Origin of the sequence: Buttiauxella sp. BIGb0552 (assembly GCF_004366275.1) — a bacterium.
In the GTDB taxonomy this organism is placed as follows: domain Bacteria; phylum Pseudomonadota; class Gammaproteobacteria; order Enterobacterales; family Enterobacteriaceae; genus Buttiauxella; species Buttiauxella gaviniae.
In genome coordinates this window covers 238,764-264,120 of sequence record NZ_SODY01000004.1, presented here as the reverse complement: position 1 = coordinate 264,120, position 25,357 = coordinate 238,764, and the positions used below count along the sequence as shown (strand labels likewise).

The following is a 25,357-nucleotide window of genomic DNA, read 5'->3' as shown; positions in this document are numbered from 1 at the left end:
CCTAAGGCCGAGGCAAGAAACTTGACGAGCTTTGCAGATAGTCAAAGAACCATCTGATGATGAAACTGAATTGCGGGATAAGCTGCGACTTTTGCCAGTCGTCACTCTTCGAAAAACCAGTAAACGTATCAAGAAAGAACAGAATGGCGGCGACGATCAATGCTCCACGTAAAGCACCGAAACAGATCCCCAACACCCTGTCTGTACCCGACAGGCCGGTTTTCTCAACCAATGCGCTAATCACATAATTGACTATCGCACCGACAATGAGTGTCGCGATAAAGAGTATCGCGATAGCTATTCCATTACGTACCAGTTCGTCTTCAAAGCCTGTGAACCAGACTGACAGGTAAGTGTAGTAATGACTGGCGACAAAGAAAGCACAACCCCAGGTCACCAGCGATAACGCTTCACGCACAAACCCACGAATAACACTAATCAGAGCCGAAAAACCGATGACTGCAATAATGGCGTAATCTATCCAGACCATGAACAAATCTCACGACAAATCGCCCTGACGTCCAGTTCGGGGCGCATTCTAACAGAAAAAGAAAACGTTTGCGTAGGGATTTCCTTCCCTCGCGTAAATAAATAATGGCGTTGAAAAAATGCTCAACGCCATTAAAAACTTGCCCTAAATCCCGCCGCTCTGCGGGTTTATCTGGCCGTGTAAGTCATGACCACACCGTTCAGCCCGGAAAGCGAATTCAGCTCGCCCAAAGACGACTTAAGTTTGTCTTTCGAAGCGTCCGGTCCCACCAAAATACGGGTAACTTTCCCCTGCACTGGTGTCGACGGTGACGTGTAAGCACGGAACCCAGCGCCGCGTAGTTTACCAACAATTTCATTCACTTTGTCGGCATTCTTTAATGCACCTAGTTGCACGACGTAAGCTTTGCCGGTTGGCGCTTGTTCGGTCGTTTCTTGCTTCGCAGGTTTCTCAGGTGCTGGCGGTTCTTCGTTCATCATCGCCAGACGTTCTGCCGTTTGATCAATCTCAGCCTTACTCTGCGGTTTTTCGACCTGCTTAGGTTTCGGCTTTTCAACGACAGGTTGCGGTTTTGGTTGAGCACGGGCGACCGGAACTTCATCAATACCCGCACCACCATCACTTGGCAGTGAGGCGATATCTAATCCTGGTGCTGCTGCCGTACCCGCTCTCACCTCTTCTGCGGCACCTTCAGGTGGCTGAGAAGGGAGTGCCTGAGTTGCGACAGGCAACATATCCGGCTCAGCGGTATCCCCTGGTTTTGGAACCAGAGGAATGGCTGCGAATTCATCCTGATAATGCTTTTTCTGACCATCGAGCAGCCCTGGCAGGATAATGACCCCCAGTGCGACCAAAATGATGGTCCCTACTAATCGATTTTGAAACTTACTCGCCACCTGTTTTCTCCGCGTCCAGCGCTTCCATTACGTGGGCTACTGTATGAAATGAACCACACACCAGCACGGTATCATCCTCTGTTGCTGCACTCATCGCAGCATTCCAGGCTTGCGCCACTGTGCCGTAGACTTCACCCTGGCCCAGATGCTCAATCAGTTGCTCGGCCGTCGCACCGCGTGGCCCTTCCAGAGGAGCACAATACCAGCTATCAACTTGATGAGACAAATTTGCCAGCGTACCGGCGATGTCTTTGTCATGGAGCATGCCAATTACCGCCAACACTCGCCCACGCTTGGGTAGCTGCGCAAGGCGCCCGGCAAGATAGGCCGCCGCATGGGGATTATGCGCCACATCGAGAATAACCAAAGGGGCCTGCGAAATAATCTGGAAACGGCCCGGTAGTGCCGCCTCTTTAATCCCTTGAATAATAGCTTCAACACTGACATTTAGCTGGCTTGCACGCAACGCGGCCAATGCGGTCGCCGCATTTGGCTGTGGGACTAACGGCATAGGCAGCTCGTTGAGTTCACCCTGTGCGTCTTTAAAACTCCAGCTGTTCTCACCCACTTGATAAGACCAGTCGACATCACGGCGCAGCAGATGAGCACCCTTTTCAGCCGCTACATCAGCAATAGTGTGTGGCATATCTGGCTCGCCCACCACAGCAGGTTTACCACCACGGAAGACCCCAGCTTTTTCACGTCCGATACTTTCACGGTCTGGCCCCAGCCAGTCTGTGTGATCAAGGGCGATACTGGTGACAACGGCTACATCGGCATCGACAATATTGGTCGCATCCAGGCGACCACCCAGGCCGACTTCAAGAATCACCACGTCCACAGCCAGTTGCTTAAACAACAATAGCGCTGACAAGGTGCTGTATTCAAAATAGGTCAACGATGTTTCGCCACGCGCGGCTTCAATTTGTGCAAATGCCGCCGTGTGGTATGCCTCGTCCAGCTCTTCACTTTGTACGCGCACGCGCTCGGTGTAACGCACCAGATGCGGTGAACTGTAGACACCAACGCTATATCCCGCCGCCATCAACACCTTTTCCAGGGTGCGACAAGTAGTGCCTTTGCCATTGGTTCCAGCCACGGTAAACACCGTCGGTGCAGGTTTTAAGACATCAAGCGTCGCTGCAACTTTTTTTACGCGGTCAAGACCAAGCTCGATAGTTTTTGAGTGGAGATTTTCCAGATAACAAAGCCACGTGGCCAGAGGCGACGTGGCTTGAGGAGTTTGAATTTTTTCCATGATGCCCGTTCTACTTACCGAGAGGATCGGTTCAAGAAAAAAGGCAGTTCCGCGAGCGGCCCTGCCTTTATTGACTATCAGGCCTCGTGACCTTCTTCCGGTGCTGCCGGAACCACAATCGGTTCACGCGGCGCTTCAGGATTCGGCGCGGGCTGATTTGTCAGCTTTGCCAGAACGCTTGCCAGTTTGAGGCGCATTTCTGGACGACGGACGATCATGTCGATCGCCCCTTTTTCGATCAGGAACTCACTACGCTGGAAGCCCGGCGGCAGTTTTTCGCGAACGGTTTGCTCGATAACACGAGGGCCCGCAAAGCCGATCAATGCTTTTGGCTCAGCGATGTTGAGATCACCTAACATTGCGAAGCTTGCAGACACGCCGCCCATAGTCGGGTCAGTCAGAACCGAGATATACGGCAGACCGCGTTCCTGCATTTTTGCCAGCGCCGCACTGGTTTTCGCCATCTGCATCAGCGACATCAGCGCTTCTTGCATACGTGCGCCACCGGAAGCGGAGAAACAGATCATCGGGCAGTTATCTTCCAGAGCTTGTTCTACGGCACGAACAAAACGTGCACCGACAACAGAGCCCATAGAACCGCCCATAAAGGCAAACTCAAACGCCACAGCGACAACTGGCATGTTATAGAGCGTACCTTTCATGACCACCAGCGCGTCTTTCTCGCCGGTTTCTTTCTGGGCAGATGCCAGACGGTCTTTGTATTTTTTAGAGTCTTTAAACTTGAGGATATCTTTTGGCTCAAGCTCACTACCCAATTCAAACATCGAGCCTTCATCTAACAGGCTGTGCAAGCGATCGCGCGCGGACATACGCATGTGGTGATCGCATTTTGGGCAGACTTCGAGGTTGCGTTCCAGTTCGGCACGGTACAGAACCTGGCCACAGCTATCGCACTTCGTCCACACCCCTTCAGGGATACTCGCCTTACGGGTAGGGGTGATATTGCTCTTATTGAGAATTCGTTCAATCCAGCTCATTGATGACCTTTCTGCTTGAACCTGGTCGATGCCAGTTTTTCTGTGGCAGAACTAGCTGCCCCAGACCATAAATGGTGCTCATTAAAACATAACGGCCCGCGACTTTGGATAAAAAAGTGGTCGAACCGCGCGATGGGGTTACTTTTGCAGGCGTTTGGCCGCGCGTTTGTGGCGAATAATTTCAACCACACCAGGCAAGACCGACAACACGATTATCGCCACAATCAGTAATTTCAGGTTTTCCTGCACAATTGGCAAATCGCCGAACAGGTAGCCTGCGTAGGTAAATAACAATACCCACAGCAACGCACCGGCAACGTTATACATCGCAAAATGGCGATAGGACATATGCCCCATCCCGGCGACAAACGGTGCGAAAGTTCGCACAATCGGTACGAAGCGCGCGAGGATAATCGTTTTTCCACCATGACGCTCGTAAAAAGCGTGTGTTTTATCAAGATAACTACGGCGGAAGATTTTTGAATTCGGGTTACTGAACAGCTTTTCACCAAACAGCCGCCCAATAGTGTAGTTCACCGCATCCCCAACAATAGCCGCGATGATCATTAAAATCACCATGGTATGAACGTTCAGATCGTTAGTCGGCAATGCCGCCAGCGCACCGGCAACAAACAGCAGTGAATCACCCGGCAGGAACGGCGTCACCACCAACCCTGTCTCGCAAAACAGAATCAAAAACAGAATGGCATAAACCCAAACACCATACTGCGCGACCAACTCCGCTAAGTGCACATCAATGTGCAAAATAAAATCAATAATAAAGCGGATAAATTCCATAGTTATCTACCTTTCTCGACTGGTGTCAGTCTGCCAAAAAAAGAGGCCCCATCGGGGGTTTAGGCAACGCAAAATGTTCAGGGTAATCAACAGAAACTAAGTACAAGCCTTCTGCTTTTCCGGTCGCCGCTGCAAGCTTGCGATCTTTCGCAGCCAGCAATTGGGCCATCCAGTTCTCTTCTTGATTGCCACAACCGATTTCCATCAGGCTGCCGACAATGTTTCGCACCATGTGATGCACAAACGCATTGGCTTTGATATCCACCACCACGTAAGAGCCATAACGCGTGACGTTGATGTGCATCAGATTGCGCCACGGGGTGCGCGACTGGCATTGCACAGCACGGAACGACGTAAAATCGTTCTCACCCAGCAAACATTGCGCTGCACGGTGCATGCGTTCAGCATCAAGCGGGTGATAAAAATGCGTCACCCCCTGCCCCATCACCGCAGGACGCAGCCGCTCGTTATAGATGACATAACGATAACGACGCGCCGTGGCACTGAAGCGTGCGTGAAAATCATCGGGCACAGCTTTAACCCAACGCACCGCAATGTCACCAGGTAAATTCGCATTTGCACCAAGCGTCCATGCTGCATCTTTACGCTGCGCGCGCGTTTCAAAGTGCACAACCTGGCCGGTGGCGTGTACGCCTGCATCGGTACGCCCGGCGCAGAATACATTTATTGGCTCATCAGCCACTTTAGAGAGCGCTTTTTCAAGCTTCTCTTGCACGCTGCGTACTTCATTCTGGCGCTGCCAGCCGTAATATTTGCTGCCGTCGTATTCAATGCCGAGTGCAATCTTGTTGAGTGGTGTTTGGTGCAACTCGTCGGACATTAGTACATATACTCCTGCACTAATTTCTCAGCCGTTTTCACCGCCATCAATGCACCACCGAAACGAACGTTATCGGCAACTGACCAGAATTGAATCTGCTCAGGCATACCGTAATCGTTATGGATACAACCGATGGAAAGATGCGCACTGCCAGAGGCGTCAGCAACCTGAGTTGGGAAATCCCCTTCTTCGGAAAGCGCGATATCTTCAAATTGGCCAAACGCATCACGCGCTTCTTCAGCAGCCAGCGGTCGCATTGCTTCAAAATTGACCATTTGCGCATGCCCGTAAAACACCGGAGCCTGAACCATGCTGGCAGAGATCATCACACCTTCATCCTGCAACACTTTACGCACTTCGTTCACCAGGCGACGCTCTGCAATAACGCTACCTTCAGCATCAGGCACCAGTGGCAGCATGTTGAATGCTAATTGGCGACCAAACAGATCCGCGTCTTCAATTGGCAAACCATTAAGCAAACGTGCACTTTGACCGGCCAGCGCGTCTACCGCACTTTTGCCACGGCCAGAGGCTGCCAGTAAATTGGTGACCTGAATGCGTGATAAACCACCTTGTTCGATAAGCGGCTTCAGGGCTGTCAGGAGTTGGCTGGTCAGGCTATCAGCAACAGCAACCAGGTTGCGATTACGGTATTCACCCAACACAAAAGGATTCACGTCAGGTACTACCAGCGGGACATCGTGTTCCATGGCGAACAGGCCACTGGAGTCGATAACCAGGCAACCGGCATTCGTGGCTTCTTCAACATAACGCGCAGAAGCTTCAACACCCGCAACGAAGAACGCCAACTGAACCTGAGTCCAGTCAAATGATTCAGAATCCTGAACCATCACGTTTTTGCCTTCATAACGAATATTTTCACCGGCGCTTTCATTGCGCGCCAGGGCATACAATTCACCAACCGGGAACTGGCGTTCGGCAAGCAGTTCAATCACAGCTGCGCCTACGGCACCCGTGGCACCTAAAACGGCAATATTCCAGCCTTCAGACATGTTGGTTTACTCCAGACTTAAATAGCAGTATCTCCCCGGTGTAACGCCGGGGAGATGAGAAGGATTTTTTAACGCGCAGTGTGATAGGTGGCGCTAAAGCCTAGCTTTTGCAGCATTGTCGCTGCCGCTTCATCATCACACTGGATATACAGCGATGACCATTCACGGCGTTCCTGATAATTTTTGCGCAACTTGTCAAACTCACCAGGAATTCCTGCCACTTTACGCAGCGGGGCATCATCGCGGCGCACATCATACACCAGATGAACCAGTCTTTTGAGTGTTGCCTGATCAAGCGGGCCATGAAGGGTAATACGGCCAAATTCTGGGGCAGGAAGCAGAGTGTCTAAAGCCACCTGTTGTTTCTGACCAATAAACTCGCTAAATGCTTCAAACACTTGCGTGGTGCCACGCGCTTTACCTTCCAGCGTATAGCCCGCGATATGAGCGGTACCGATATCAACTTTCTCGAGCAGGGCTACATTTAGTGCAGGCTCCGGCTCCCAGACATCAAGTACCACACTCAGATGCTGACCATTCTCCAGACATTTAAGCAACGCCACGTTATCCACAACTGGGCCACGGCAGGCGTTGATCAAAATGGAGCCAGGTTTGAGGCTTGAAATCAGTTTCTCGTCAGCAAGATGCAGCGATTTGTACGCACCGTCTTTAAACAATGGCGTATGGAACGTCAGAACATCCGCTTCGCGCACCAATTGTTCCAGTGAAACAAAATCACCTTTATCACCGCGGTCGGCACGAGGTGGGTCACAAAGCAGCGTACGAACGCCAAAAGCTTCGAGACGCGCCTGCAAACGCGAGCCTACATTACCGACACCAACAATACCTACGGTGCGGTCGGTAAGCTTGAAACCGTCGCGTTCAGCAAGCATTAACAGTGAGGAGAAGACATACTCAACTACGGCAATGGCGTTACAACCGGGAGCGGCCGAAAATGCGATACCCGCGCGCTCAAGGTAGTTTTCGTCAACGTGGTCAGTGCCAGCCGTTGCCGTACCGACAAACTTTATCCCTTTGTCATCGAGTAAATCAGCATTCACTTTGGTGACTGAACGCACCATTAACGCATCGGCATCAGCCAGTTCGGATACGGGAATTGGGCGGCCAGGAACAGCGGTTACGTCGCCAAGGCGACTGAACAATTCACGTGCATAGGGCATGTTTTCGTCAACGAGGATTTTCACGTTAGCTACCTGTTCGGTTAATCGTCGAGAATAAGCCCGATAGTGTGCCATAATCTGGCGTCCTGGCATACTTGAGCCAGGGATCGACAAAGGATTTAAGCCTATGCAACCCATTCAGGGGGCGACAGCACGTCCTCCGGGGGAACCACCCTCCCCAACTTCAGCGGCAGGTGAGTTTCCGCTTTCTACACAGCAACGTACCGTTCTGGAACGTTTGATTACACGTCTTGTTGCGCTTAACCAGCAACAAAGTGCCGAAGTGTGGGCGGGATTAAAACATGACCTCGGGCTAAAAGGTGAAACGCCATTGTTATCGCGTCACTTCCCCGCGGCTGAACAAAATCTGAATCAGCGTCTCAATAATGCTCAAACAACCCATGCCACGCGTCAGGTTGTGCAACAGCTCAGCGAGTTGCTATCACAGGGCAATAATCGACAGGCTGTGAGTGATTACATTCGCCAACAGTTTGGGCAAACGGCCCTTAGCCAGCTCACGCCAGAACAATTAAAAAGCGTACTGACGTTATTGCAAAATAACCAGTTGGCTATCCCGCAGCCACAGCAGCGCCAGGCGACAGATCGACCGTTGTTGCCTGCAGAACATAACACTTTAAATAAACAAGTCGCCAAACTCACAGCTGCAACGGGTGAGTCAGGAAAACTTATCTGGCAATCAATGCTTGAGCTTTCGGGGGTGAAAACAGGTGAGTTGATTCCTGCAAAACATTTCACGCTGCTGAGCACCTGGTTACAGGCAAGGCAAACCCTGAGCCAACAGCAAACGCCTACGCTGCATACCATCCAGGCCGCGCTAAAGCAGCCTCTGGAACCAGCAGAATGGAAAGAGATTACCGATTATTCTCAGCAACGTTTTCAGGCCTCACCGCAGTCGTTACTGACTACTGCGCAAGTGCAGGATATTTTGAACCAGATCTTTTTGAAGCGAGCAGAACGGCAACCGGCCTCGCCTGAAGTGCAAAATATTCAGCCCATCGCCAGCCCAATTTGGGCGCCATTTATTGAACCGATGAAGGTAATAAGTGCCCGCCCAGGCCTGGCACTTATCGCACTGATTGTGGTGATGGTTTTGTTCTGGATAGTGATTTAATCATTAGCCACCCAGCCTCGGGTGGCTATGGTTACTTGCGAAAGGCGATGAGTGTAACCACAATCCCGACCGCCGCGGAAATTGCTCCAGCCAAAAATACCGACGGATAACCCATCGAGGTTGCCAACAATCCGGTCAACGGCCCTGCGACACCGTACGAGATATCCTGAAACGCCGCATAGCCACCAAGCGCCGTACCGCGTACCTGAGCTGGTACACGTTTCACTACTTCAACACCCAGTGCAGGGAAGATTAACGAGCAGCCACAACCCGTCAACGCAGCACCGATTAGCGCAACGCCTGCTCCCGGTGCCTGCCAGAGTAAAACCAAACCGGCAGTTTCAATCGCCAACGAGACCAGTGCCACTCTTACACCACCAAATCTGTCGGGCATCCAACCAAACAGCACACGCATCAGCACAAAAGCGCCACCAAAAGCGGTCAGCGTAAAGCCTGCCCAAGCCCAGCCGTTCGATGCAAAGTAAAGTGAGACAAAAGTGCCGATCACGGCAAAACCCACGCCTTGTAGTGCAAGACCCATCCCCGGTTTCCAGATAAGGCCAATCACAGTAAACAGCGATGGGCGCTCGCCTTTATGCGCAGGCACCGCACGAACGCGGCCATTAAACGCCCAGGCAACCAGCGGCAGTGCTATCGTCGATACACCCAACGCGACAAACCCCCAGTGGCTATTGAGCAGCAACCCAAGCGGTGCACCCGCTGCCAGTGCGCCATAAATCGCCATCCCATTCCAGGACATTACTTTGCCGGAACGTGCCGGGCCAACCAGGCCCAGTCCCCAGGTAAGGTTGCCGGTAAGCAACTGGCTTTCACCGAAACCGAGAATCAAACGGCCAACAATCAACAGGCCGAATTTCGCCATCGGCTCAACGGGCAATAGCGCCGCCAGCAGATAAGCGACGCCAGCAAATGCGCATGCGCACATCCCCTGTAACGTCGAACGCTTCGCTCCTTGCTGGTCGGCCAGACGCCCGGCATAACCGCGGGTTAACACTGTTGCCAGGAACTGAATGCCTACGGCAATCCCTACCATGGTGTTACCAAACCCAAGCTCATGGTGAACAAAAAGCGGAATAACAGGCAACGGCAAGCCAACCGTCATATAGGTGAGAAACACCGCGAAGGTAATGCTGAATAAGGACTTATTTTCGGATTTGCTATTTTTAAGCTGAGAATCAATCAATGCAGACATGCTGCTTACTCCATTTATCGCAGAGTAAGGCGAGGTAACCACCCACGCCCTTTCCCTCTGAACGTTCAGATTAAGGGTGCGTTGGTTGACGTTGAACGCTTACGCATTATCAGAACGATAATGTTATTGCGCGAATAGTGCCTTCAGCCATTGATGCTGTCAATAATTGTGAACAGCAAAAAAAAACGGGGCGCCATAGGCACCCCGTTCGTCATTCTCACTGTTAGTGATGAATTAAGCTTTAACTTTACGCATCACAAGTGTTGCGTTAGTCCCACCGAAACCGAAGCTGTTAGACATAACAGTATTCAGTTGACGCTCGGTAGTTTCAGTCACGATGTTCAGGCCAGCAGCCTGCTCATCCAGCTGTTCAATGTTAATGCTTGGCGCGATGAAACCGTGCTCCAGCATCAGCAGAGAGTAGATAGCTTCCTGAACGCCTGCGGCACCCAGAGAGTGACCGGTCATCGCTTTGGTCGCAGACATTGCTGGTGAGTTGTTACCGAAGACTTCTTTGATTGCGCCCAGTTCTTTCACATCGCCAACCGGCGTAGAAGTCCCGTGGGTGTTCAGGTAGTCAATCGGGGTATCAACACCGTGCATTGCCATCTTCATGCAACGCACAGCACCTTCACCAGATGGAGCAACCATATCTGCGCCATCAGACGTTGCGCCGTAACCAACGATTTCAGCGTAGATGTGTGCGCCACGAGCCAGAGCGTGCTCCAGTTCTTCAACCACAACCATACCGCCGCCGCCTGCGATAACGAAACCGTCACGGCTCGCATCATAGGTTCGGGACGCTTTGTCCGGCGTTTCGTTATATTTGGTAGACAGTGCGCCCATTGCATCGAACTCACAGGCCATTTCCCAGCACAGCTCTTCGCCGCCGCCAGCAAATACGATGTCCTGTTTGCCCAGCTGAATTTGCTCAACAGCATTACCGATACAGTGCGCAGAAGTCGCACATGCGGAGCTGATTGAGTAGTTCACACCGTGAATTTTGAACGGAGTAGCGAGACATGCGGAAACCGCAGAACCCATCGCTTTGGTCACAACATAAGGACCAACCGCTTTCAGGCCGCGCGGGCTACGCATTGCGTCTGCGCCGAACACCTGAGATTTAGAAGAACCACCGGAACCTGCAATCAGGCCCACACGAGGGTTGCTTTGATAAACTTCTTCTTTCAAACCAGCATCTTCAATAGCTTGCTGCATTGAAAGGTAAGCATAGACAGAGGCATCGTTCATGAAACGGACGACTTTACGGTCAATCAGGCCGGTGGTGTCCAGTTTAACGTTACCCCACACGTGGCTGCGCATTCCAGAATCTTTGAATTCTTGAGAGAAAGTGATCCCCGGGCGACCTTCACGCAGAGATGCCAGGACTTCCTGCTGGTTGTTACCGATGCTGGAAACAATGCCCAGACCAGTAATCACTGCACGTTTCATTCAATACCTCTTCTACTGCACTATTAGGATTTCGACAGGCACAATAGCGTACACTTGTACGCCGAACAAGTCCGATCAGCCAAATCAGTCTGAAATTTGCACCGCTTCGCACACATCGTTATGATCGTTACACTGCCTGCCAGACGAGTAACTTACGTGAAACAGTCCCCAATACAATCTGCAAACCTGGACTTTAATGAAGAGGGTACACCTGTATCCCGAGAGTTCGACGACGTGTACTTCTCTAATGATAATGGACTGGAGGAAACTCGTTATGTATTTCTGGGAGGAAACCGTCTAAATGAGCGTTTTGCTACCCATGAGCGTTCGCTGTTTGTAGTCGGTGAAAGTGGTTTCGGCACCGGTCTTAACTTTTTGACTTTATGGCAAGCTTTTGAAGATTTTTGCAAAAATCAGCCTCAAGCCACCCTCAAACGCCTGCACTTTATTAGCTTTGAAAAATTCCCTCTGACCGTAAAAGATTTACGTGCAGCTCATGCCCATTGGCCTGAACTTGCCGATTTTGCGCAGCAATTACAGCAACAGTGGCCACTGCCAATCGCAGGCTGCCACCGCATTTTGCTGGCGGAAGGCCGCGTTACTCTCGACCTTTGGTTCGGTGATATCGATGAACTGATACCGCAATTAGATGACACTTTAAATAATCAGGTAGACGCCTGGTTCCTTGATGGTTTCGCTCCGTCAAAAAATCCGGATATGTGGACGCCACAGTTGTTCAACGCGATGGCGAAATTGGCGCGCACGGGCAGCACGCTGGCGACATTTACCTGCGCCGGGTTTGTACGCCGTGGCTTAATTGATGCCGGTTTCGCGATGACCAAAACCAAGGGTTTTGGCCGCAAACGCGAAATGCTGGTTGGGGTAATGGAAGGTGCGATCGAAACGCCAGCACGCACGCCCTGGTACGCGCGCCCTTCGTCACAAGCACAAGAGGTTGCCATTATTGGCGGTGGCGTTGCCAGCGCCCTGCTGTCTCTCGCTTTGCTGCGTCGCGGCTGGCAGGTCACGCTCTACTGCGAAGATGCTGCTCCGGCGCTCGGTGCCTCCGGCAACCGCCAGGGTGCGCTTTACCCATTGCTCAATACACACAGCGCAACTCTGACAAACTTTTTCAGTGCCGCATTTACCTTTGCCCGCCGCATGTATGACTCATTGCCCGTCGATTTTGATCATGACTGGTGTGGCGTTACGCAACTTGGCTGGGACGAAAAGAGTCAGCATAAAATCGACCAGATGCTGAGCCTGGAATTTCCCGATGCTCTCGTTCATGCCGTCGACGCAGAAACGGCGACAAAACTTTGCGGTTTAGAAACCGGCCATGGTGGAGCAACCTACCCTCTTGGTGGTTGGCTGTGCCCGGCACAACTTACATCCGGTGCACTGGCGATGGCCGAAAATTTGGGTCTAAAAACGCATTACCAGCATCGCGTTGAAGGACTCACCCAAACGCCTGACGGATGGGATTTATCAATTGCCGAGCAGGAAACAAAACGGCATGCGGCAGTGGTATTAGCCAACGGTTTTAAAGTGAGCAAATTCTCACAAACCGAAAAATTGCCATTCTCGGCCGTGGGTGGTCAGGTCAGCCATATTCCCACCAGCCCGTCACTTTCAAAATTACGCCAGGTGTTGTGCTACGACGGCTATCTGACGCCGCAAAACCCGAATAATCAGCAGCATTGCATCGGCGCAAGTTACCATCGTGGCGTGGAAGAGATGCATTATAACGAGGAAGATCAGCTGCATAACCGTCAGCGTTTGCTTAACTGCCTGCCGGATATGGAGTGGCCACAGGAAGTGGATGTTAGCGCCACTGAAGCACGCTGTGGCGTGCGTTGTGCCACGCGCGACCATATGCCGCTTGTAGGAAGTGTCCCTCGCTACGATGACACGCTCGAAACCTACGCAACACTTGTTGAAAACCATGACAACGCCGAAACCGCTCCGGTTTATGACAATCTTTTTATGTTGGCGGCTCTGGGTTCAAGGGGATTATGCAGCGCGCCATTGGCGGCAGAAATTCTGGCAGCTCAAATGAGCGATGAACCGGTTCCGATGGATGCTGAAACGCTTGCTGCGCTCAATCCAAATCGATTCTGGGTGCGCAGGTTACTGAAAGGAAGAGAAGTTAAATAGATTTGAGATTTTGCCCTCTCCCAATAAAGGAGAGGGCAAAAGACTTAGAACTTAGCCTTCTGATACAAATTGTCCCACATGCTCAATACTAAAGACTGATCACGCGGTGAAAGCTCACCTGCCTGAATCGCTTTTTCCAGACTACCTGATACCGCAGTATTAAGTGCTTCAGGGCTATGGTCTTCACCATGCTCCAGATCAGCTACCGCCAGAGTCAGATGGCCACGCAGATAACCGCTGGCAAACAGCTCGTCATCACTGGCCGTCTCAACCATTTCATCAATTAGCGCCAGAATGCGTGTCTCAAATTCAGCGATCATCGTACTTCCTCATCATTTTCAGGTTTTTATCCCCGTCATACTTCAAGCCGCAGACGCGTTGACTGCATCCATTCTCCCCAGTCACATAGTTAGCTATGCTCCTGTGAAGAATGGATTTGTCGCCTTCCTGCAACTAGAATTATTTAGGGGATGTCTAAAGGTCTTCCGGCCACGGAAAATGCTCAGCGGCCAGCGCTGGAGTTTTGTAATATTCCCGCAGCGCTTCAATCAGTTTTGCCGTACGAGCCGGGATACCTTCTTGCAGGTAAATCATCACCTGCGCATGCACACGGCGCTGGAACGCGATTCTGTCCGGGTCAACATCGCCGCTCAGGTTATCGCAGCTCACATTGAACGGGAAATTTGCTGCCACGCACAGTAACCATTCTTGGGCTTGCGGCTTCACTTCCACGTCTTCGAATTTACTTTGTGTTTCGGCATCACGCCCATCCGGGCAATACCAATAACCGAAATCCACCAGTTCACGGCGCGCTTTGCCCGCAATAAGCCAGTGAGAAATCTCATGCATTCCGCTGGCGTAATAGCCGTGAGCAAACACCACGCGGTGATAAGGAATTTCTTCATCTGCTGGAAGATAGATCGGTTCGTCGTCGCCTTTAATCAGACGTGTATTAAATTCGTCTTTAAAACAGTTATCGAAAATATCGATAAGTTCCTGATAATGGTGTTCTGTCGTTATTGTCATATTTGCTGTCGTCATCTTAAGCTACCCCCAACCAATGGAGGATCTCCGGTCCGTGGCTATCAAATAAGAGTTTGGCGCTCATCACCGCCGACACGATAACTATCATCGGACGGATCAGTTTTTGCCCTTTACTCAACACGAGGCGTGATCCCATTCGCGCCCCTAAGAACTGCCCGGCCATCATTACAAAACCGGTTCCCCAAATCACTTTCCCGCCAATGATAAACAAAAGCAGGCCGCCGAGGTTTGATGTAGCGTTTAATACTTTGGCGTGAGCCGTAGATTTTGCGAGGTTAAAGCCGCACAGCGTGACGAACGCCAACGCATAAAAAGAGCCCGCACCAGGGCCAAAGAAACCATCGTAGAAACCGACGCATCCCCCTGCAACCAGCGCAAATGGCAGGCCGTATAAACGGCGCTGCCTGTCTTCTTCACCGAGTTTTGGCATCAGTAAAAAGTACAGACCAATGCAGATCACCAGCAGCGGCAAGATTTGGCGCAGCACGTCTGATTTGACGTATTGAACCAGCAATGCCCCGGTTGTTGAGCCGATAAAGGTCATCAGAATATTAAGTTTCTGATCTTTCAGGCTCACCACTTTGCGGCGAATAAAATAAATTGAGGATGAAACTGAACCACCGCACGCCTGAAGCTTATTCGTTGCCAGTACATGTGCGGGTGACATTCCCGTCGCCAATAATGCAGGGACAGTAATCAAACCGCCGCCGCCCGCCAGTGAATCAATAAACCCTGCAAGCATGGCGACAAAAAACAGCACCACCAGCGTCAGGGGGGAAACCATAAACCATTCCATGAACTTATCCGTTAGAGAACGTGCTCATCCAGCAAAGCCTGACAAGAGGCCGGTAAAGGGGGCGGAGTTTTCTTTTTCGGCACACTGCTGCCTGGAGGTGGTGGCACAAACCAGCTTTGCAGCTCAGCACCACAGCCGTCGCCTGGCGGCGGTAATGGCTGATCTTCACACTCGAGGCTATCTGCCGGGCAACGCAGGCGAACATGCATATGCGCACGATGCGCAAACCACGGGCGCACTTTACGCAGCCAGTCGCGATCGGCACCCGCATCCAGACACAATTGTTGCTTGATAGCCGGATTGACAAAGATCCGCGTGACGTCGTTATCTTTAGCTGCAAGTTTAATCAGGCTGCTGATTTCTGGCTGCCACAAACGCGGCACCACATGCTGATTATCACTGGCGACTAAGTCCAGCGCTTGCGGTTTAAGAAGCTGAGCCGAGGTCCAGCGAGCTTTGGGGAGTTGCAAAAAAATATCAACATCCAGGCCGCTTTGGTGGCTGGCATGGCCCGAGCTAAAACGCCCACCCGCTGCCATTCCCATATCACCTATCAGCAACGTGCCAAGGCCCAGTTGTGTTGACTGGTTGCTGAGGCGCTGAATAAACATCACTAAATCAGGATGGCCGAAATAGCGACGTTGGTCCTGTCTCATCACCTGATAGCGAGGATCGTTGAGCGGCAACTCGTGGGCACCCACAATGCAGCCGTTAGAGAATGCACCAATAGATTGCGGGCTTCCCGCAATGGGATGACTAATTTTCTGCCACGGCGTCGCGGCGAAAGTAGCGGTACTGGCAAGTAATGCCAGCAGCCCCACGAGTGTTTTTTTCATCGCATTACCAGCGCGGCAAAGGGAAAGTCACGTCACCGTTTTGAGCACGCTGACGCAGCATATGATCCATCAATACAATCGCTACCATGGCTTCGGCAATCGGAACCGCACGAATACCCACACAAGGATCATGGCGACCACGCGTGACCATCTCAACTTCTTCGCCTTCGCGGTTGATGGTGCGGCCTGGGACCATAATGCTGGAAGTCGGTTTCAGCGCCATGTTAGCCACAATCTGCTGGCCGCTGCTGATGCCACCCAGAATGCCGCCAGCATGGTTGCTCTGGAAACCTTCTTTGGTGATTTCGTCGCGGTTCTGGCTACCTCGCAGATTTACCACGCCAAAGCCTTCGCCAATTTCCACACCTTTCACAGCGTTAATGCTCATCAGCGCATGGGCGATATCAGCATCTAAGCGGTCAAATACAGGTTCGCCAAGGCCTGGCGGCACGTTATCCGCGACCACGGTAACTTTCGCACCAATGGAGTCGCCTTCTTTTTTCAGCGCACGCATCAGCTCATCAAGCGTTTCAATCTTGTCTGGATCAGGGCAGAAGAACGGGTTCTGCTCGACTTGATCCCAATCTTTGATTTCTAACGGCACGTCGCCCATTTGCGTCAGGCAACCACGAATAATAATGCCGTATTTATGCGCCAGGTATTTTTTAGCAATCGCCCCAGCCGCAACACGCATCGCGGTTTCACGAGCTGAAGAACGGCCACCGCCACGATAATCGCGCAGGCCATATTTTTGTTCGTAGGTGTAATCTGCATGCCCCGGACGGAACACGTCTTTGATAGCGCTGTAATCTTGCGAGCGCTGATCGGTATTTTCAATCAACAGACCGATGCTGGTGCCGGTAGTGACACCTTCAAATACACCGGAAAGGATCTTAACCTGATCGGGTTCGCGGCGTTGCGTGGTGTAGCGTGAAGTCCCCGGGCGGCGGCGGTCGAGATCGTGTTGTAAATCGGCTTCGGTCAGCGGGATGCCTGGCGGCACACCATCAACGATACAACCCAGTGCGACACCGTGGGATTCACCAAATGTCGTTACGCGAAATACTTGTCCGATAGAATTTCCTGCCATTTTTCACGGCTCCTTACCGTTGTTATTTTCGTTGTGTTGTCAGCAAAAGAAGACGGGCCATAAGGCCCGTCTGCGCAGATTAATCTTTGTAAATGCTGAAGTGTTCACGCGCATCAATAAGCTGCGATTTGGTCAGCATAAACACACCGTCACCGCCGTTATCGAACTCAAGCCAGGTGAACGGCACATCAGGGTACTGGTCCATCAGATGTACCATGCTGTTCCCGACTTCACAAATCAGGATACCGCCATCGGCGAGGTAGTCCGGTGCACAAGCCAGAATACGACGTGCCAGTTTCAGGCCATCTGTACCGGCAGCTAAACCTAATTCAGGTTCGAAGTGGAACTCACCCGGCAGGTCAGACATATCTTCTGCATCCACATACGGTGGATTAGTCACGATAATGTCGTACTGCACTTTTGGCAGGTCACGGAACAGGTCGGAGCGAATTGGCGTAACCTGGTTTTCCAGGCCGTGCTCGGCGATGTTTTGCTCAGCCACTGCCAGCGCATCAAGAGAAATATCGACCGCATCCACTTCCGCATTGTGGAATTCGTAAGCACAGGCGATAGCGATACAGCCGCTGCCGGTACACATATCCAGAATGTGGAGAGGTTCGTCGTTGAAAAGACCCGCGAAACGATTGGTGATCAGTTCACCAATTGGGGAACGTGGCACCAGCACACGCTCATCAACATAAAACTCATGGCCACAGAACCAGGCTTTATTGGTCAGGTAAGCCACCGGGATACGCTCGTTAACGCGGCGAATCACACGCTCAACGATGCGATGACGCTCGCTTGGTGTCAGGCGTGCGGTACGCATATCTTCAGGAATATCCAGCGGCAGATAGAGACTTGGCAGCACTAACTGAACGGCTTCGTCCCACGGGTTATCCGTGCCGTGGCCATACCAGACGTTGGCGGCGCTAAAACGACTGACTGCCCAGCGCAGCATATCCTGAATGGTGTGCAGCTCATTAACTGCCTCATCGACGAAAATTTTATCCACGTTGCCCTCCGCAGGCCGTTCGCGCTAGTTCAATAATCGGCTAGTTTGCCATGAAGACCACGACAAATCAGCATTTCAATAGCTGTCACAGCGGCTAAAATTGCGTTTTATTTAGTGATGGACGGCAAACCAGGTAAACTGACCGCAAAACAGGTGCGAGACGATAAAGTCGAGACGAGAAATAGATGAAAAAGAAAACTCCGCTCAGCGTTGATGATCAGAACCTTTTCCGTGATTTGATGAGCGGCACAAAAAAATTGGCTCAGGACACGATTGTTCACCGTCCGATGCGTAAGAAAGTGCAGGAAGTGCCGGTGAAACGGCTATTGCAGGAACAGGCTGATGCCAGCCATTATTTTTCTGATGAATTCCAGCCGCGCCTGGCAACAGAAGGTCCCACGCGTTACGTGCGCGAAGATGTCAGTCATTTCGAGCTGAAAAAAATTCGCCGGGGTGATTATTCGCCAGAATTATTCCTCGATTTGCATGGCCTGACACAGATGCAGGCAAAACAGGAATTAGGCGCGTTGATTGCGGCATGTCGGCGTGAGCACGTATTTTGCGCCTGCGTTATGCACGGGCATGGTAAGCACGTGTTGAAGCAGCAAACGCCGCTGTGGCTGGCACAGCACCCGCACATTATGGCATTCCACCAGGCACCGAAAGAGTACGGTGGTGACGCAGCGTTGTTGGTGTTGATTGAAATCGAAGAGTGGCTGCCGCCGGAGTTGCCATAATCCTGAGTCCGCATCCCGGGCCTCAGAAATACAAAGAGCCGCTATATATAGCGGCTCTTTTTTCATGCTTACGGCAATCAGATAGCTTTAGCTACCTTCAAATTACACGGACTCATCTGCCAGTTGAACACGCCTTTCCCGGTTTCAGGATCAAGTGTGACATTGGCAATAGCCGAAGTACTGAACATCGGTGGTGTTTCCTCTGGGCACAGCTCAGACACCAAATAACCGACTAGCGGTAGGTGAGAAATCACCAGCGCCGACTCAACCCCTTCATTGGCCAGGGCTTGCAAATAGCAGCTCACCAGACCTACATCGCCGCACGGCGTCAATTCCGGCAGAATGTCTTCTTTACCTGGAAGAGTCAGTGCTTCCCGCACAACATCCAGGGTTTGTTCGGCTCGCAGATAAGGGCTCACCAGAACACGTTCGATATCCACAACCTGACCTTTCAACCAGGTCGCCATTACTCGGGATTCATCACAACCACACTGGGTGAGTGGACGTACCGAGTCACTGGCGGCATCGAGAGCTGCGTCGCCGTGACGCATGATAAAAACTTGCATATTGCACCGCTTTTGTTAACCAGGAATGCTTGAATTCCCCTAAAACTTCGAAGGTGAAATTCAGCAGCCGGGCATTGTGCCTTATCCGTACATCGAATGAAACGCTGTTTTTTACCTCAATGGTGCAAGTATAGTCAATCACTGTTCGTTAAGTGAGCGACCAGCATCCATTCACCGAACCATATAATCATGATTCTTTGACTACATTTCCTTCACCAGGGTTCACTTTTCCCCAGAAATTTCGTTGCTCTTCCACCATTTGTAAAAGTCTTTCACAGGGAGTAAAACGCTCCCCGTACTGACTGGCCAGGCGTTGCAGTTGTGCGACGACTTCACCCGCTCCCAGGGTGTCCATATAGCGGAACGGGCCACCGAGGAACGGTGGAAAACCAATACCAAACACGCCACCGATGTCACCATCGCGGGCACTGCGAACAACACCTTCATCTACGCAACGAGCCGCCTCATTAAGCATCATCATCACGCAGCGTTGTGCGATTTCTTTTTCTGCCAGTTGCCCTTTAGGTGAAACACCAAGCAGGGTATAGATTGCAGGGTCAACCTGCTTTTTGCTTCTACTCCCTTTCCCTGAATAAAGATAGAAACCACGCCCGTTTTTTCTACCTTTGCGATCGTCATTCAATATTGCTGCAATTTCTGCCGGTGCGGCAAAACGATCTCCGTAAGCTTGCTGAAGTATAGGACTAATTTTAGTCCCCACATCAATTCCCACCTCATCCAAAAGTTGGATTGGGCCAACAGGAAAACCAAACGCCACCAGCGCATTATCAATCTTATCGACAGGCTCCCCTTCCACGAGGCAACGCATCGCTTCGTTAACATACGGTGCCAGAATACGGTTGACGTAAAACCCGGCGCTGTCGCCAACGACAATCGGTGTTTTGCCCTGTTTTTTGGCAAGCTGAACAGTTGTGGAAATGGTTTCCGCACTGGTTCGGGCATGCGGGATCACTTCGACCAGCGGCATTTTATCGACCGGGCTGAAATAGTGCAGACCAATCACTTGCTCCGGACGTGCGGCATTGGCCGCAATATCAGCAATCGGCAGCGAAGAAGTGTTGGACGCGAAAATGGTATGCGGCGCAGCGTTCTGTTCAATTTCCGCGACCATCTTTTGCTTGAGAGCGAGATCTTCAAAAACCGCTTCCACAACGATGTCTCGATTGTGGAAACCGTGATAATCGGTACCACCGGAGATACGCGCCATTTCACGCTGGCGCTCAGCCGCTTTCATATGTCGACGGCGTACCTTTTTATCCAGCAAGTCCCAGCTATATTTCAACGCATGGTTAATACCATCGTTATTAATGTCTTTGATACGTACGGGCAATTTGCCTTTAGTCGCGGTGACAAAAGCAATCCCACCGCCCATCAAACCACCACCGAGCACACCCACAGCTTTAATCGGACGCGGTGGTGCATCAGCGCCGTGCTCTTTTTTAAGCTCCGTGCTAGCAAAAAATAACCCGCGTAATGCCGCAGATTGCGGACTCATCGCCAGCTCGCCAAACGCTTTCGCCTCTGATTCGTAACCGCTGAAACTCCCCTGCCCCAGACCGATTTTAATGACATCAATAATGCGCTGCGTAGCAGGGTAATTACCGCGAGTTTTTTGCTCAGTTTTCTTACTCACCATGCTGAACAATAAAGAACGCCCAAGCGGACCGGCTAAAATACGTTCACGAACCGGCAATGTGCGCGATGCCTGACGGCCTTTGCCCACCAGCTCAACTGCTGCCGTGAGCAGAATTGACTGCGGCACAACTTCATCCACCAGCCCCAGTTTCAGTGCCTGACGCGGGCGTAATTGTTTGCCGGTCAGAATCATATCGAGGGCGTGACTGACGCCAATCAAACGCGGCAGGCGCTGCGTACCGCCAGAACCCGGCAGTAGACCGAGCTGCACTTCCGGAAGCCCCAGTTTTGTTTTCTCATCATCGGTACAAATTCGCGAATGACATGCCAGCGCCAGCTCCAGCCCACCGCCGAGACACGCACCGTGAATCGCAGCGATGACCGGGATCGGCAACGCGGCAATTTCCGCCATGATTTGCTGTCCCTGGTGTGCCAGTGCCTGCGCTTCTTGTGCACTCTTGCAGCTTGCAATCATGTTTATGTCAGCACCCGCAATAAAGTTATCCGGCTTGCCAGAGATAAATATCAGCCCCTGCAATGCAGTGTTATCGCGAACCTGTTTGATGATGTTGTGCACTTGCGGGCCGAACGACGCTTTTAGCGTGTTCATCTTTTCGTCCAGCACGTCAATTGTCACCACCGCGATATTGTCGAGGCGGATATGTAAGTTGAAAGCAGAAACCTGTTCCATTATTCGGCCTCCAGAACCATTGCCGCACCCAAACCACCTGCCGCGCAGGCGGTGACCAGGCCAAATCCACCACCACGGCGGCGCAATTCATGCAAGGTTTGAGTGATCATACGCGCGCCCGTTGCAGCAAACGGATGGCCGTAAGCAATCGAGCCACCGAGTACGTTAAATTTAGAGTCGTCGACTTCGCCAGTAGCGTGAGCGCGGCCTAATACATCGCGAGCAAAACGTTCGCTGGCGAGCATTTGTAAGTTTGCCAGCGTTTGCGCGGCAAAGGCTTCGTGCATATCGAAAAGCGTCAGGTCATTGAGCGTGATGCCCGCGCGCTCAAGCGCCAGCGGAGTGGCCCACGCCGGCCCAAGCAGCATATCTTTCCAGACATCCACGGCGGTGAACGCATAGCTGCGTAAATAGCCCAATGGCTTCAGGCCCAACTCTTTGGCGCGCGATTCCGTCATCAAGATAATAGCAGCCGCACCATCGGTTAATGGCGTGCTGTTTGCCGCGGTAACTGTGCCGTGTTTACGGTCAAAAGCCGGACGTAGCTTCGCGTAATCAGCAATTGAGGAGTTTTGGCGAACGTTGTTATCTTCGTTGAAAGGCTGGCGATATGGCGGAATGAAGGCGGTCATCACTTCATCCGCCAGTTTCCCTTCCTTCCAGGCAATAGCGGCTTTAGTGTGGGAGCGATGCGCCAGCGCATCTTGTTGCTCACGCGTAATCCCGTGAGTTTTCGCCATTTGCTCGGCGGTGTCACCCATGCGTAAGCCCGTTGAATATTCTGCAACCGCAGGCGGCACCGGCAACAAATCACGCGGGCGTAAACGAGAGAATAATTTCAGGCGCTGGCCCAAAGTACGCGCCTTGTTCACATCCACCAATGTGCGGCCTAACTTTTTGCTGACGCCAATCGGCAGCACCGACGAAGAATCAGCACCGCCGGCAATACCTGCACGAATAGTGCCCGCCATTAAACTCTCAGCGACATTTGCCACTGCCTGGAAGCTGGTCGCACAGGCACGGCTAACGCTGTAGGCATCGGTATGCACACTCATTCCGGTGCCGAGGACAATCTCGCGGGCGATGTTTGGCGCTTCTGGCATCTGGACAACCTGGCCGAAAACCAGCTGTTCAATCATTTCCGGGGGAATTTCGCTGCGTGCCAGCAGTTCGCTGACCACCATATTGCCGAGATCGACAGCAGGTATGCCGTGAAACGCGGTAGCCTGGCGGGCAAATGGGGTGCGTAACCCACTGATAATAGCAATACGGTCGCCCTGACGGGTTACCAGCGGAAGTGCCTGACTCATAAAACTCCCCTGTTCTTCCCGGCGTCTATGAATCTACAGCGATGTTGCTGTAACTGCATATTTCTGGGAATAAAATTGTAAACGACCAATAGTGGTCTGACCTGATCACAGTTTTAACTAAAAAGTTACAATCAGCCAACCGGGGGACTAAAAAATTGGGAGGGGGAACACGCTTTAAGAGAGGAAAATGACGCTCTCGGGAACGAGAGCGCCAGGAAATATTAACGCAGGCCGAGCTGGAAGATCATGGTTTCAGCCTGGCAGCTGAAAGTGAAATCGATATCCAGACGAACGCCGTCAGCTTCTTCGGTGTAACGCGGAACAATCTGGCAAGGTTCTGATTCTGCGGCACGTGCTTTCTCGGTCAGCGCAGCCAGAGTTTCGTCAGCTTCAGCGCGGGTCGCGAACACGCGGCTGTATGTTGCTGTGCAGTCGGTGTTGTCGATGATAGAGCCGACATCAATACAGCAGCAAACCGGGGTTTCATCAGCAGTGTTCTTACTCATTTTATGATTTCCTCTGTATTTAAAAGGCAAAATGTTTTCAACGAATCTTGTCTATTTTACGCTCCCTGTTGAAGCGACTCCAGTCGTTAATCTTGTCAAAATCCGTAAGTGACCCAAATCACACTTAAAAATGATCTAAAACAAGATTCACCCATTTTGCTAAGTGACGAAGAACCCGATTTTGCCAGGCAGATCTCGTTTCGACGATCAAATTTGAAAATTCTTAGATACAAACTTGCAACATCCTATCTGGTCAGACCTATACTCTCGCCACTGGTCTGCTTTCTATGTAACAGAACAGACCCTACTATTCGCGCTCCTGTTACGGTATGTAACATTGTTTGTATAAAAATAAATCCATTATGAGGTTTTGGTCATGAGCCAGAAAAACCTGTTTACAAAGTCAGCCCTAGCGGTTGCAGTGGCAATTGTCTCATCGCAGGCCTACTCAGCCGGCTTTCAATTAAACGAGTTCTCTTCCTCAGGCCTAGGCCGAGCTTATTCAGGGGAAGGTGCAGTTGCGGATAATGCGGGTTCTGCAAGCCGTAACCCTGCAACTATCATGATGTTTGACCGCCCTTCCTTCTCCGGCGGTGCAGTGTTTATTGATCCTGACGTGAATATTTCTGGTAGCTCGCCGTATACCGGACGTAGCACCGGTGCCGATAACATCGCGCCAACTGCGTGGGTACCGAACCTGCACTTTGTTGCGCCAATCAATGAGCAGTTTGGTTGGGGGGCTTCAGTTACCTCAAACTACGGTCTTGCTACAGAATTTAACAATAATTATATCGCTGGTGAATATGGTGGCAAAACCGATCTGACCACCCTAAACCTGAATCTTAGCGGTGCTTATCGTTTAAATGACAACTGGAGCTTTGGTCTTGGCTTTGATGCTGTTTACGCTAAAGCAAAAATTGAGCGTTACGCAGGTGAACAAACCGCGGGTGCTGGCCTTGCCACTCCCGGAACCCAAATCTCACACATGAAAGGTGACGAGTGGGGTTATGGCTGGAACGCAGGTATTCTTTATGAAATCGATAAAGATAACCGCTACGGCTTCACCTACCGTTCCGAAGTCAAAGTTGACTTCGATGGTGATTACAAAAGTAATATTCCAGCCCAAGCGAATGCTTTCCCTGGCGCAGGTACAGCTTTCCCATGGGGTACCAGCGGCCAAACTGTTCCAGGTTCTCTGACCCTGAACTTACCTGAAATGTGGGAGTTGTCCGGTTATAACAAAGTAGCGCCGCAGTGGGCTATCCACTATAGCGTGGCTTACACCAGTTGGAGCCAGTTCCAGGAACTGAAAGCCACTGGCACCAACGGACAGACTCTGTTCTATAAAGATGAAAGCTTCAAAGATGCGTACCGTATCGCTTTAGGTACCACCTACTTTATGGATAAAAACTGGACCTTCCGTACCGGTATCGCGTTCGATGACAGCCCAGTTCCGGCAGACAAACGTTCAATCTCTATTCCGGACCAGGATCGCTTCTGGCTCAGTGCTGGTACTACCTACGCATTTAACGACGATGCTTCTGTAGACCTGGGCGTTTCCTACATGCACGGTCAGCACGTTGAGATCAAAGAAGGCCCATATACCTTCCAGTCTGAAGGCAAAGCCTGGCTGTACGGTATGAACTTTAACTACGCATTCTAATAGTTAACAGTGATAAAAAAG

The 25,357-nt window shown here is 51.5% G+C and carries 24 protein-coding genes; 4 read left to right on the top strand and 20 right to left on the bottom strand.

Going from position 1 to position 25,357, the window contains the following annotated elements; all coding sequences use genetic code 11:
• Window position 1: 1 nt before the first annotated feature.
• The 8 genes from cvpA to pdxB all read right to left on the bottom strand — a co-directional run bounded on the left by cvpA (window position 2) and on the right by pdxB (window position 7,499).
• Complete coding sequence (gene cvpA, locus EDF88_RS13350) at window positions 2-490, bottom strand: colicin V production protein (RefSeq protein WP_034458856.1); 489 nt, start codon at window positions 488-490, stop codon at window positions 2-4.
• 167 nt (window positions 491-657) lie between these two features.
• Window positions 658-1,386: a cell division protein DedD gene (gene dedD, locus EDF88_RS13345; protein WP_064512743.1), complete on the bottom strand. Its 729-nt coding sequence runs from the start codon at window positions 1,384-1,386 to the stop codon at window positions 658-660.
• On the bottom strand, window positions 1,376-2,644 hold the full coding sequence (folC, locus tag EDF88_RS13340; RefSeq protein ID WP_134185129.1) for a bifunctional tetrahydrofolate synthase/dihydrofolate synthase: 1,269 nt from the start codon (window positions 2,642-2,644) through the stop codon (window positions 1,376-1,378). Before folC ends, dedD begins: the two co-directional genes overlap by 11 nt.
• A 77-nt stretch (window positions 2,645-2,721) precedes the next feature.
• Window positions 2,722-3,642 (bottom strand): acetyl-CoA carboxylase, carboxyltransferase subunit beta, encoded by a 921-nt coding sequence (gene accD / locus EDF88_RS13335; protein WP_064512747.1) that lies wholly within the window; start codon window positions 3,640-3,642, stop codon window positions 2,722-2,724.
• Window positions 3,643-3,780: 138 nt separating this feature from the next.
• A complete protein-coding gene (locus tag EDF88_RS13330; protein WP_034458864.1) occupies window positions 3,781-4,440 on the bottom strand; it encodes a DedA family protein in 660 nt (219 codons plus the stop codon).
• Between the two features lie 25 nt (window positions 4,441-4,465).
• On the bottom strand, window positions 4,466-5,281 hold the full coding sequence (gene truA, locus EDF88_RS13325; RefSeq protein ID WP_064512749.1) for a tRNA pseudouridine(38-40) synthase TruA: 816 nt from the start codon (window positions 5,279-5,281) through the stop codon (window positions 4,466-4,468).
• Entirely contained in the window at window positions 5,281-6,294 is a 1,014-nt protein-coding gene (locus EDF88_RS13320; protein ID WP_134185127.1) for an aspartate-semialdehyde dehydrogenase, read from the bottom strand. Before EDF88_RS13320 ends, truA begins: the two co-directional genes overlap by 1 nt.
• A 68-nt stretch (window positions 6,295-6,362) precedes the next feature.
• Entirely contained in the window at window positions 6,363-7,499 is a 1,137-nt protein-coding gene (gene pdxB / locus EDF88_RS13315) for a 4-phosphoerythronate dehydrogenase PdxB (RefSeq protein WP_064512753.1), read from the bottom strand.
• A gap of 103 nt (window positions 7,500-7,602) precedes the next feature.
• On the opposite strand from pdxB, the gene flk reads away from it, so the two are divergent.
• Window positions 7,603-8,607 carry a flagella biosynthesis regulator Flk gene (gene flk, locus EDF88_RS13310; protein WP_064512755.1) on the top strand — a complete coding sequence of 335 codons (1,005 nt, stop codon included), beginning with the start codon at window positions 7,603-7,605 and terminating at the stop codon, window positions 8,605-8,607.
• A gap of 31 nt (window positions 8,608-8,638) precedes the next feature.
• On the opposite strand, the gene EDF88_RS13305 is transcribed toward flk, so the two are convergent.
• Window positions 8,639-9,820, bottom strand: coding sequence for an MFS transporter (locus tag EDF88_RS13305; protein WP_134185125.1), 1,182 nt, complete (start codon window positions 9,818-9,820; stop codon window positions 8,639-8,641).
• Between the two features lie 234 nt (window positions 9,821-10,054).
• Window positions 10,055-11,272: a beta-ketoacyl-ACP synthase I gene (fabB, locus tag EDF88_RS13300; protein WP_034458876.1), complete on the bottom strand. Its 1,218-nt coding sequence runs from the start codon at window positions 11,270-11,272 to the stop codon at window positions 10,055-10,057.
• Between the two features lie 156 nt (window positions 11,273-11,428).
• On the opposite strand from fabB, the gene mnmC reads away from it, so the two are divergent.
• Window positions 11,429-13,429: a bifunctional tRNA (5-methylaminomethyl-2-thiouridine)(34)-methyltransferase MnmD/FAD-dependent 5-carboxymethylaminomethyl-2-thiouridine(34) oxidoreductase MnmC gene (gene mnmC, locus EDF88_RS13295; protein ID WP_208326144.1), complete on the top strand. Its 2,001-nt coding sequence runs from the start codon at window positions 11,429-11,431 to the stop codon at window positions 13,427-13,429.
• Between the two features lie 44 nt (window positions 13,430-13,473).
• Here mnmC and EDF88_RS13290 read toward each other — a convergent pair whose 3' ends face one another.
• The 6 genes from EDF88_RS13290 to prmB all read right to left on the bottom strand — a co-directional run bounded on the left by EDF88_RS13290 (window position 13,474) and on the right by prmB (window position 18,207).
• Entirely contained in the window at window positions 13,474-13,749 is a 276-nt protein-coding gene (locus EDF88_RS13290; protein WP_064512761.1) for a YfcL family protein, read from the bottom strand.
• 154 nt (window positions 13,750-13,903) lie between these two features.
• Window positions 13,904-14,449, bottom strand: a complete 546-nt coding sequence (locus tag EDF88_RS13285) for an elongation factor P hydroxylase (RefSeq protein WP_134185595.1) — start codon at window positions 14,447-14,449, stop codon at window positions 13,904-13,906.
• Between the two features lie 22 nt (window positions 14,450-14,471).
• The gene (locus EDF88_RS13280) at window positions 14,472-15,269 is read right to left on the bottom strand and encodes a sulfite exporter TauE/SafE family protein (RefSeq protein WP_134185121.1); all 798 of its coding nucleotides are present in this window, start codon (window positions 15,267-15,269) and stop codon (window positions 14,472-14,474) included.
• Window positions 15,270-15,280: 11 nt separating this feature from the next.
• Window positions 15,281-16,105, bottom strand: a complete 825-nt coding sequence (gene mepA, locus EDF88_RS13275) for a penicillin-insensitive murein endopeptidase (protein ID WP_134185118.1) — start codon at window positions 16,103-16,105, stop codon at window positions 15,281-15,283.
• A gap of 4 nt (window positions 16,106-16,109) precedes the next feature.
• A complete protein-coding gene (gene aroC / locus EDF88_RS13270; RefSeq protein ID WP_064512767.1) occupies window positions 16,110-17,195 on the bottom strand; it encodes a chorismate synthase in 1,086 nt (361 codons plus the stop codon).
• A gap of 79 nt (window positions 17,196-17,274) precedes the next feature.
• Window positions 17,275-18,207, bottom strand: coding sequence for a 50S ribosomal protein L3 N(5)-glutamine methyltransferase (prmB, locus tag EDF88_RS13265; RefSeq protein WP_064512769.1), 933 nt, complete (start codon window positions 18,205-18,207; stop codon window positions 17,275-17,277).
• Window positions 18,208-18,392: 185 nt separating this feature from the next.
• Here prmB and smrB point away from each other — a divergent pair, with 185 nt between their 5' ends.
• Entirely contained in the window at window positions 18,393-18,944 is a 552-nt protein-coding gene (gene smrB / locus EDF88_RS13260; RefSeq protein ID WP_064559976.1) for an endonuclease SmrB, read from the top strand.
• A gap of 77 nt (window positions 18,945-19,021) precedes the next feature.
• On the opposite strand, the gene sixA is transcribed toward smrB, so the two are convergent.
• The 4 genes from sixA to EDF88_RS13240 all read right to left on the bottom strand — a co-directional run bounded on the left by sixA (window position 19,022) and on the right by EDF88_RS13240 (window position 23,673).
• Complete coding sequence (gene sixA, locus EDF88_RS13255) at window positions 19,022-19,510, bottom strand: phosphohistidine phosphatase SixA (RefSeq protein ID WP_064512773.1); 489 nt, start codon at window positions 19,508-19,510, stop codon at window positions 19,022-19,024.
• Between the two features lie 187 nt (window positions 19,511-19,697).
• Entirely contained in the window at window positions 19,698-21,857 is a 2,160-nt protein-coding gene (fadJ, locus tag EDF88_RS13250; protein WP_134185116.1) for a fatty acid oxidation complex subunit alpha FadJ, read from the bottom strand.
• A complete protein-coding gene (fadI, locus tag EDF88_RS13245) occupies window positions 21,857-23,167 on the bottom strand; it encodes an acetyl-CoA C-acyltransferase FadI (protein ID WP_064512777.1) in 1,311 nt (436 codons plus the stop codon). The genes fadJ and fadI overlap by 1 nt, the downstream gene beginning before the upstream one ends.
• Window positions 23,168-23,388: 221 nt before the next feature.
• Window positions 23,389-23,673 carry a YfcZ/YiiS family protein gene (locus tag EDF88_RS13240; protein WP_064512780.1) on the bottom strand — a complete coding sequence of 95 codons (285 nt, stop codon included), beginning with the start codon at window positions 23,671-23,673 and terminating at the stop codon, window positions 23,389-23,391.
• 376 nt (window positions 23,674-24,049) lie between these two features.
• On the opposite strand from EDF88_RS13240, the gene fadL reads away from it, so the two are divergent.
• Window positions 24,050-25,336: a long-chain fatty acid transporter FadL gene (fadL, locus tag EDF88_RS13230; RefSeq protein WP_134185112.1), complete on the top strand. Its 1,287-nt coding sequence runs from the start codon at window positions 24,050-24,052 to the stop codon at window positions 25,334-25,336.
• The last annotated feature ends 21 nt before the right edge of the window (window positions 25,337-25,357 follow it).

Excerpts from the sequence above, each read along its gene's own strand:
- fadI (WP_064512777.1), bottom strand. The coding sequence starts at position 23,167 with ATGAGTCAGGCACTTCCGCTGGTAACCCGTCAGGGCGACCGTATTGCT.
- mepA (WP_134185118.1), bottom strand. The coding sequence starts at position 16,105 with ATGAAAAAAACACTCGTGGGGCTGCTGGCATTACTTGCCAGTACCGCT.
- sixA (WP_064512773.1), bottom strand. The coding sequence starts at position 19,510 with ATGCAAGTTTTTATCATGCGTCACGGCGACGCAGCTCTCGATGCCGCC.
- truA (WP_064512749.1), bottom strand. The coding sequence starts at position 5,281 with ATGTCCGACGAGTTGCACCAAACACCACTCAACAAGATTGCACTCGGC.
- EDF88_RS13320 (WP_134185127.1), bottom strand. The coding sequence starts at position 6,294 with ATGTCTGAAGGCTGGAATATTGCCGTTTTAGGTGCCACGGGTGCCGTA.
- EDF88_RS13305 (WP_134185125.1), bottom strand. The coding sequence starts at position 9,820 with ATGTCTGCATTGATTGATTCTCAGCTTAAAAATAGCAAATCCGAAAAT.
- aroC (WP_064512767.1), bottom strand. The coding sequence starts at position 17,195 with ATGGCAGGAAATTCTATCGGACAAGTATTTCGCGTAACGACATTTGGT.
- flk (WP_064512755.1), top strand. The coding sequence starts at position 7,603 with ATGCAACCCATTCAGGGGGCGACAGCACGTCCTCCGGGGGAACCACCC.
- cvpA (WP_034458856.1), bottom strand. The coding sequence starts at position 490 with ATGGTCTGGATAGATTACGCCATTATTGCAGTCATCGGTTTTTCGGCT.
- accD (WP_064512747.1), bottom strand. The coding sequence starts at position 3,642 with ATGAGCTGGATTGAACGAATTCTCAATAAGAGCAATATCACCCCTACC.
- fabB (WP_034458876.1), bottom strand. The coding sequence starts at position 11,272 with ATGAAACGTGCAGTGATTACTGGTCTGGGCATTGTTTCCAGCATCGGT.
- fadL (WP_134185112.1), top strand. The coding sequence starts at position 24,050 with ATGAGCCAGAAAAACCTGTTTACAAAGTCAGCCCTAGCGGTTGCAGTG.
- EDF88_RS13330 (WP_034458864.1), bottom strand. The coding sequence starts at position 4,440 with ATGGAATTTATCCGCTTTATTATTGATTTTATTTTGCACATTGATGTG.
- EDF88_RS13290 (WP_064512761.1), bottom strand. The coding sequence starts at position 13,749 with ATGATCGCTGAATTTGAGACACGCATTCTGGCGCTAATTGATGAAATG.
- smrB (WP_064559976.1), top strand. The coding sequence starts at position 18,393 with ATGAAAAAGAAAACTCCGCTCAGCGTTGATGATCAGAACCTTTTCCGT.
- EDF88_RS13240 (WP_064512780.1), bottom strand. The coding sequence starts at position 23,673 with ATGAGTAAGAACACTGCTGATGAAACCCCGGTTTGCTGCTGTATTGAT.
- folC (WP_134185129.1), bottom strand. The coding sequence starts at position 2,644 with ATGGAAAAAATTCAAACTCCTCAAGCCACGTCGCCTCTGGCCACGTGG.
- EDF88_RS13280 (WP_134185121.1), bottom strand. The coding sequence starts at position 15,269 with ATGGAATGGTTTATGGTTTCCCCCCTGACGCTGGTGGTGCTGTTTTTT.
- fadJ (WP_134185116.1), bottom strand. The coding sequence starts at position 21,857 with ATGGAACAGGTTTCTGCTTTCAACTTACATATCCGCCTCGACAATATC.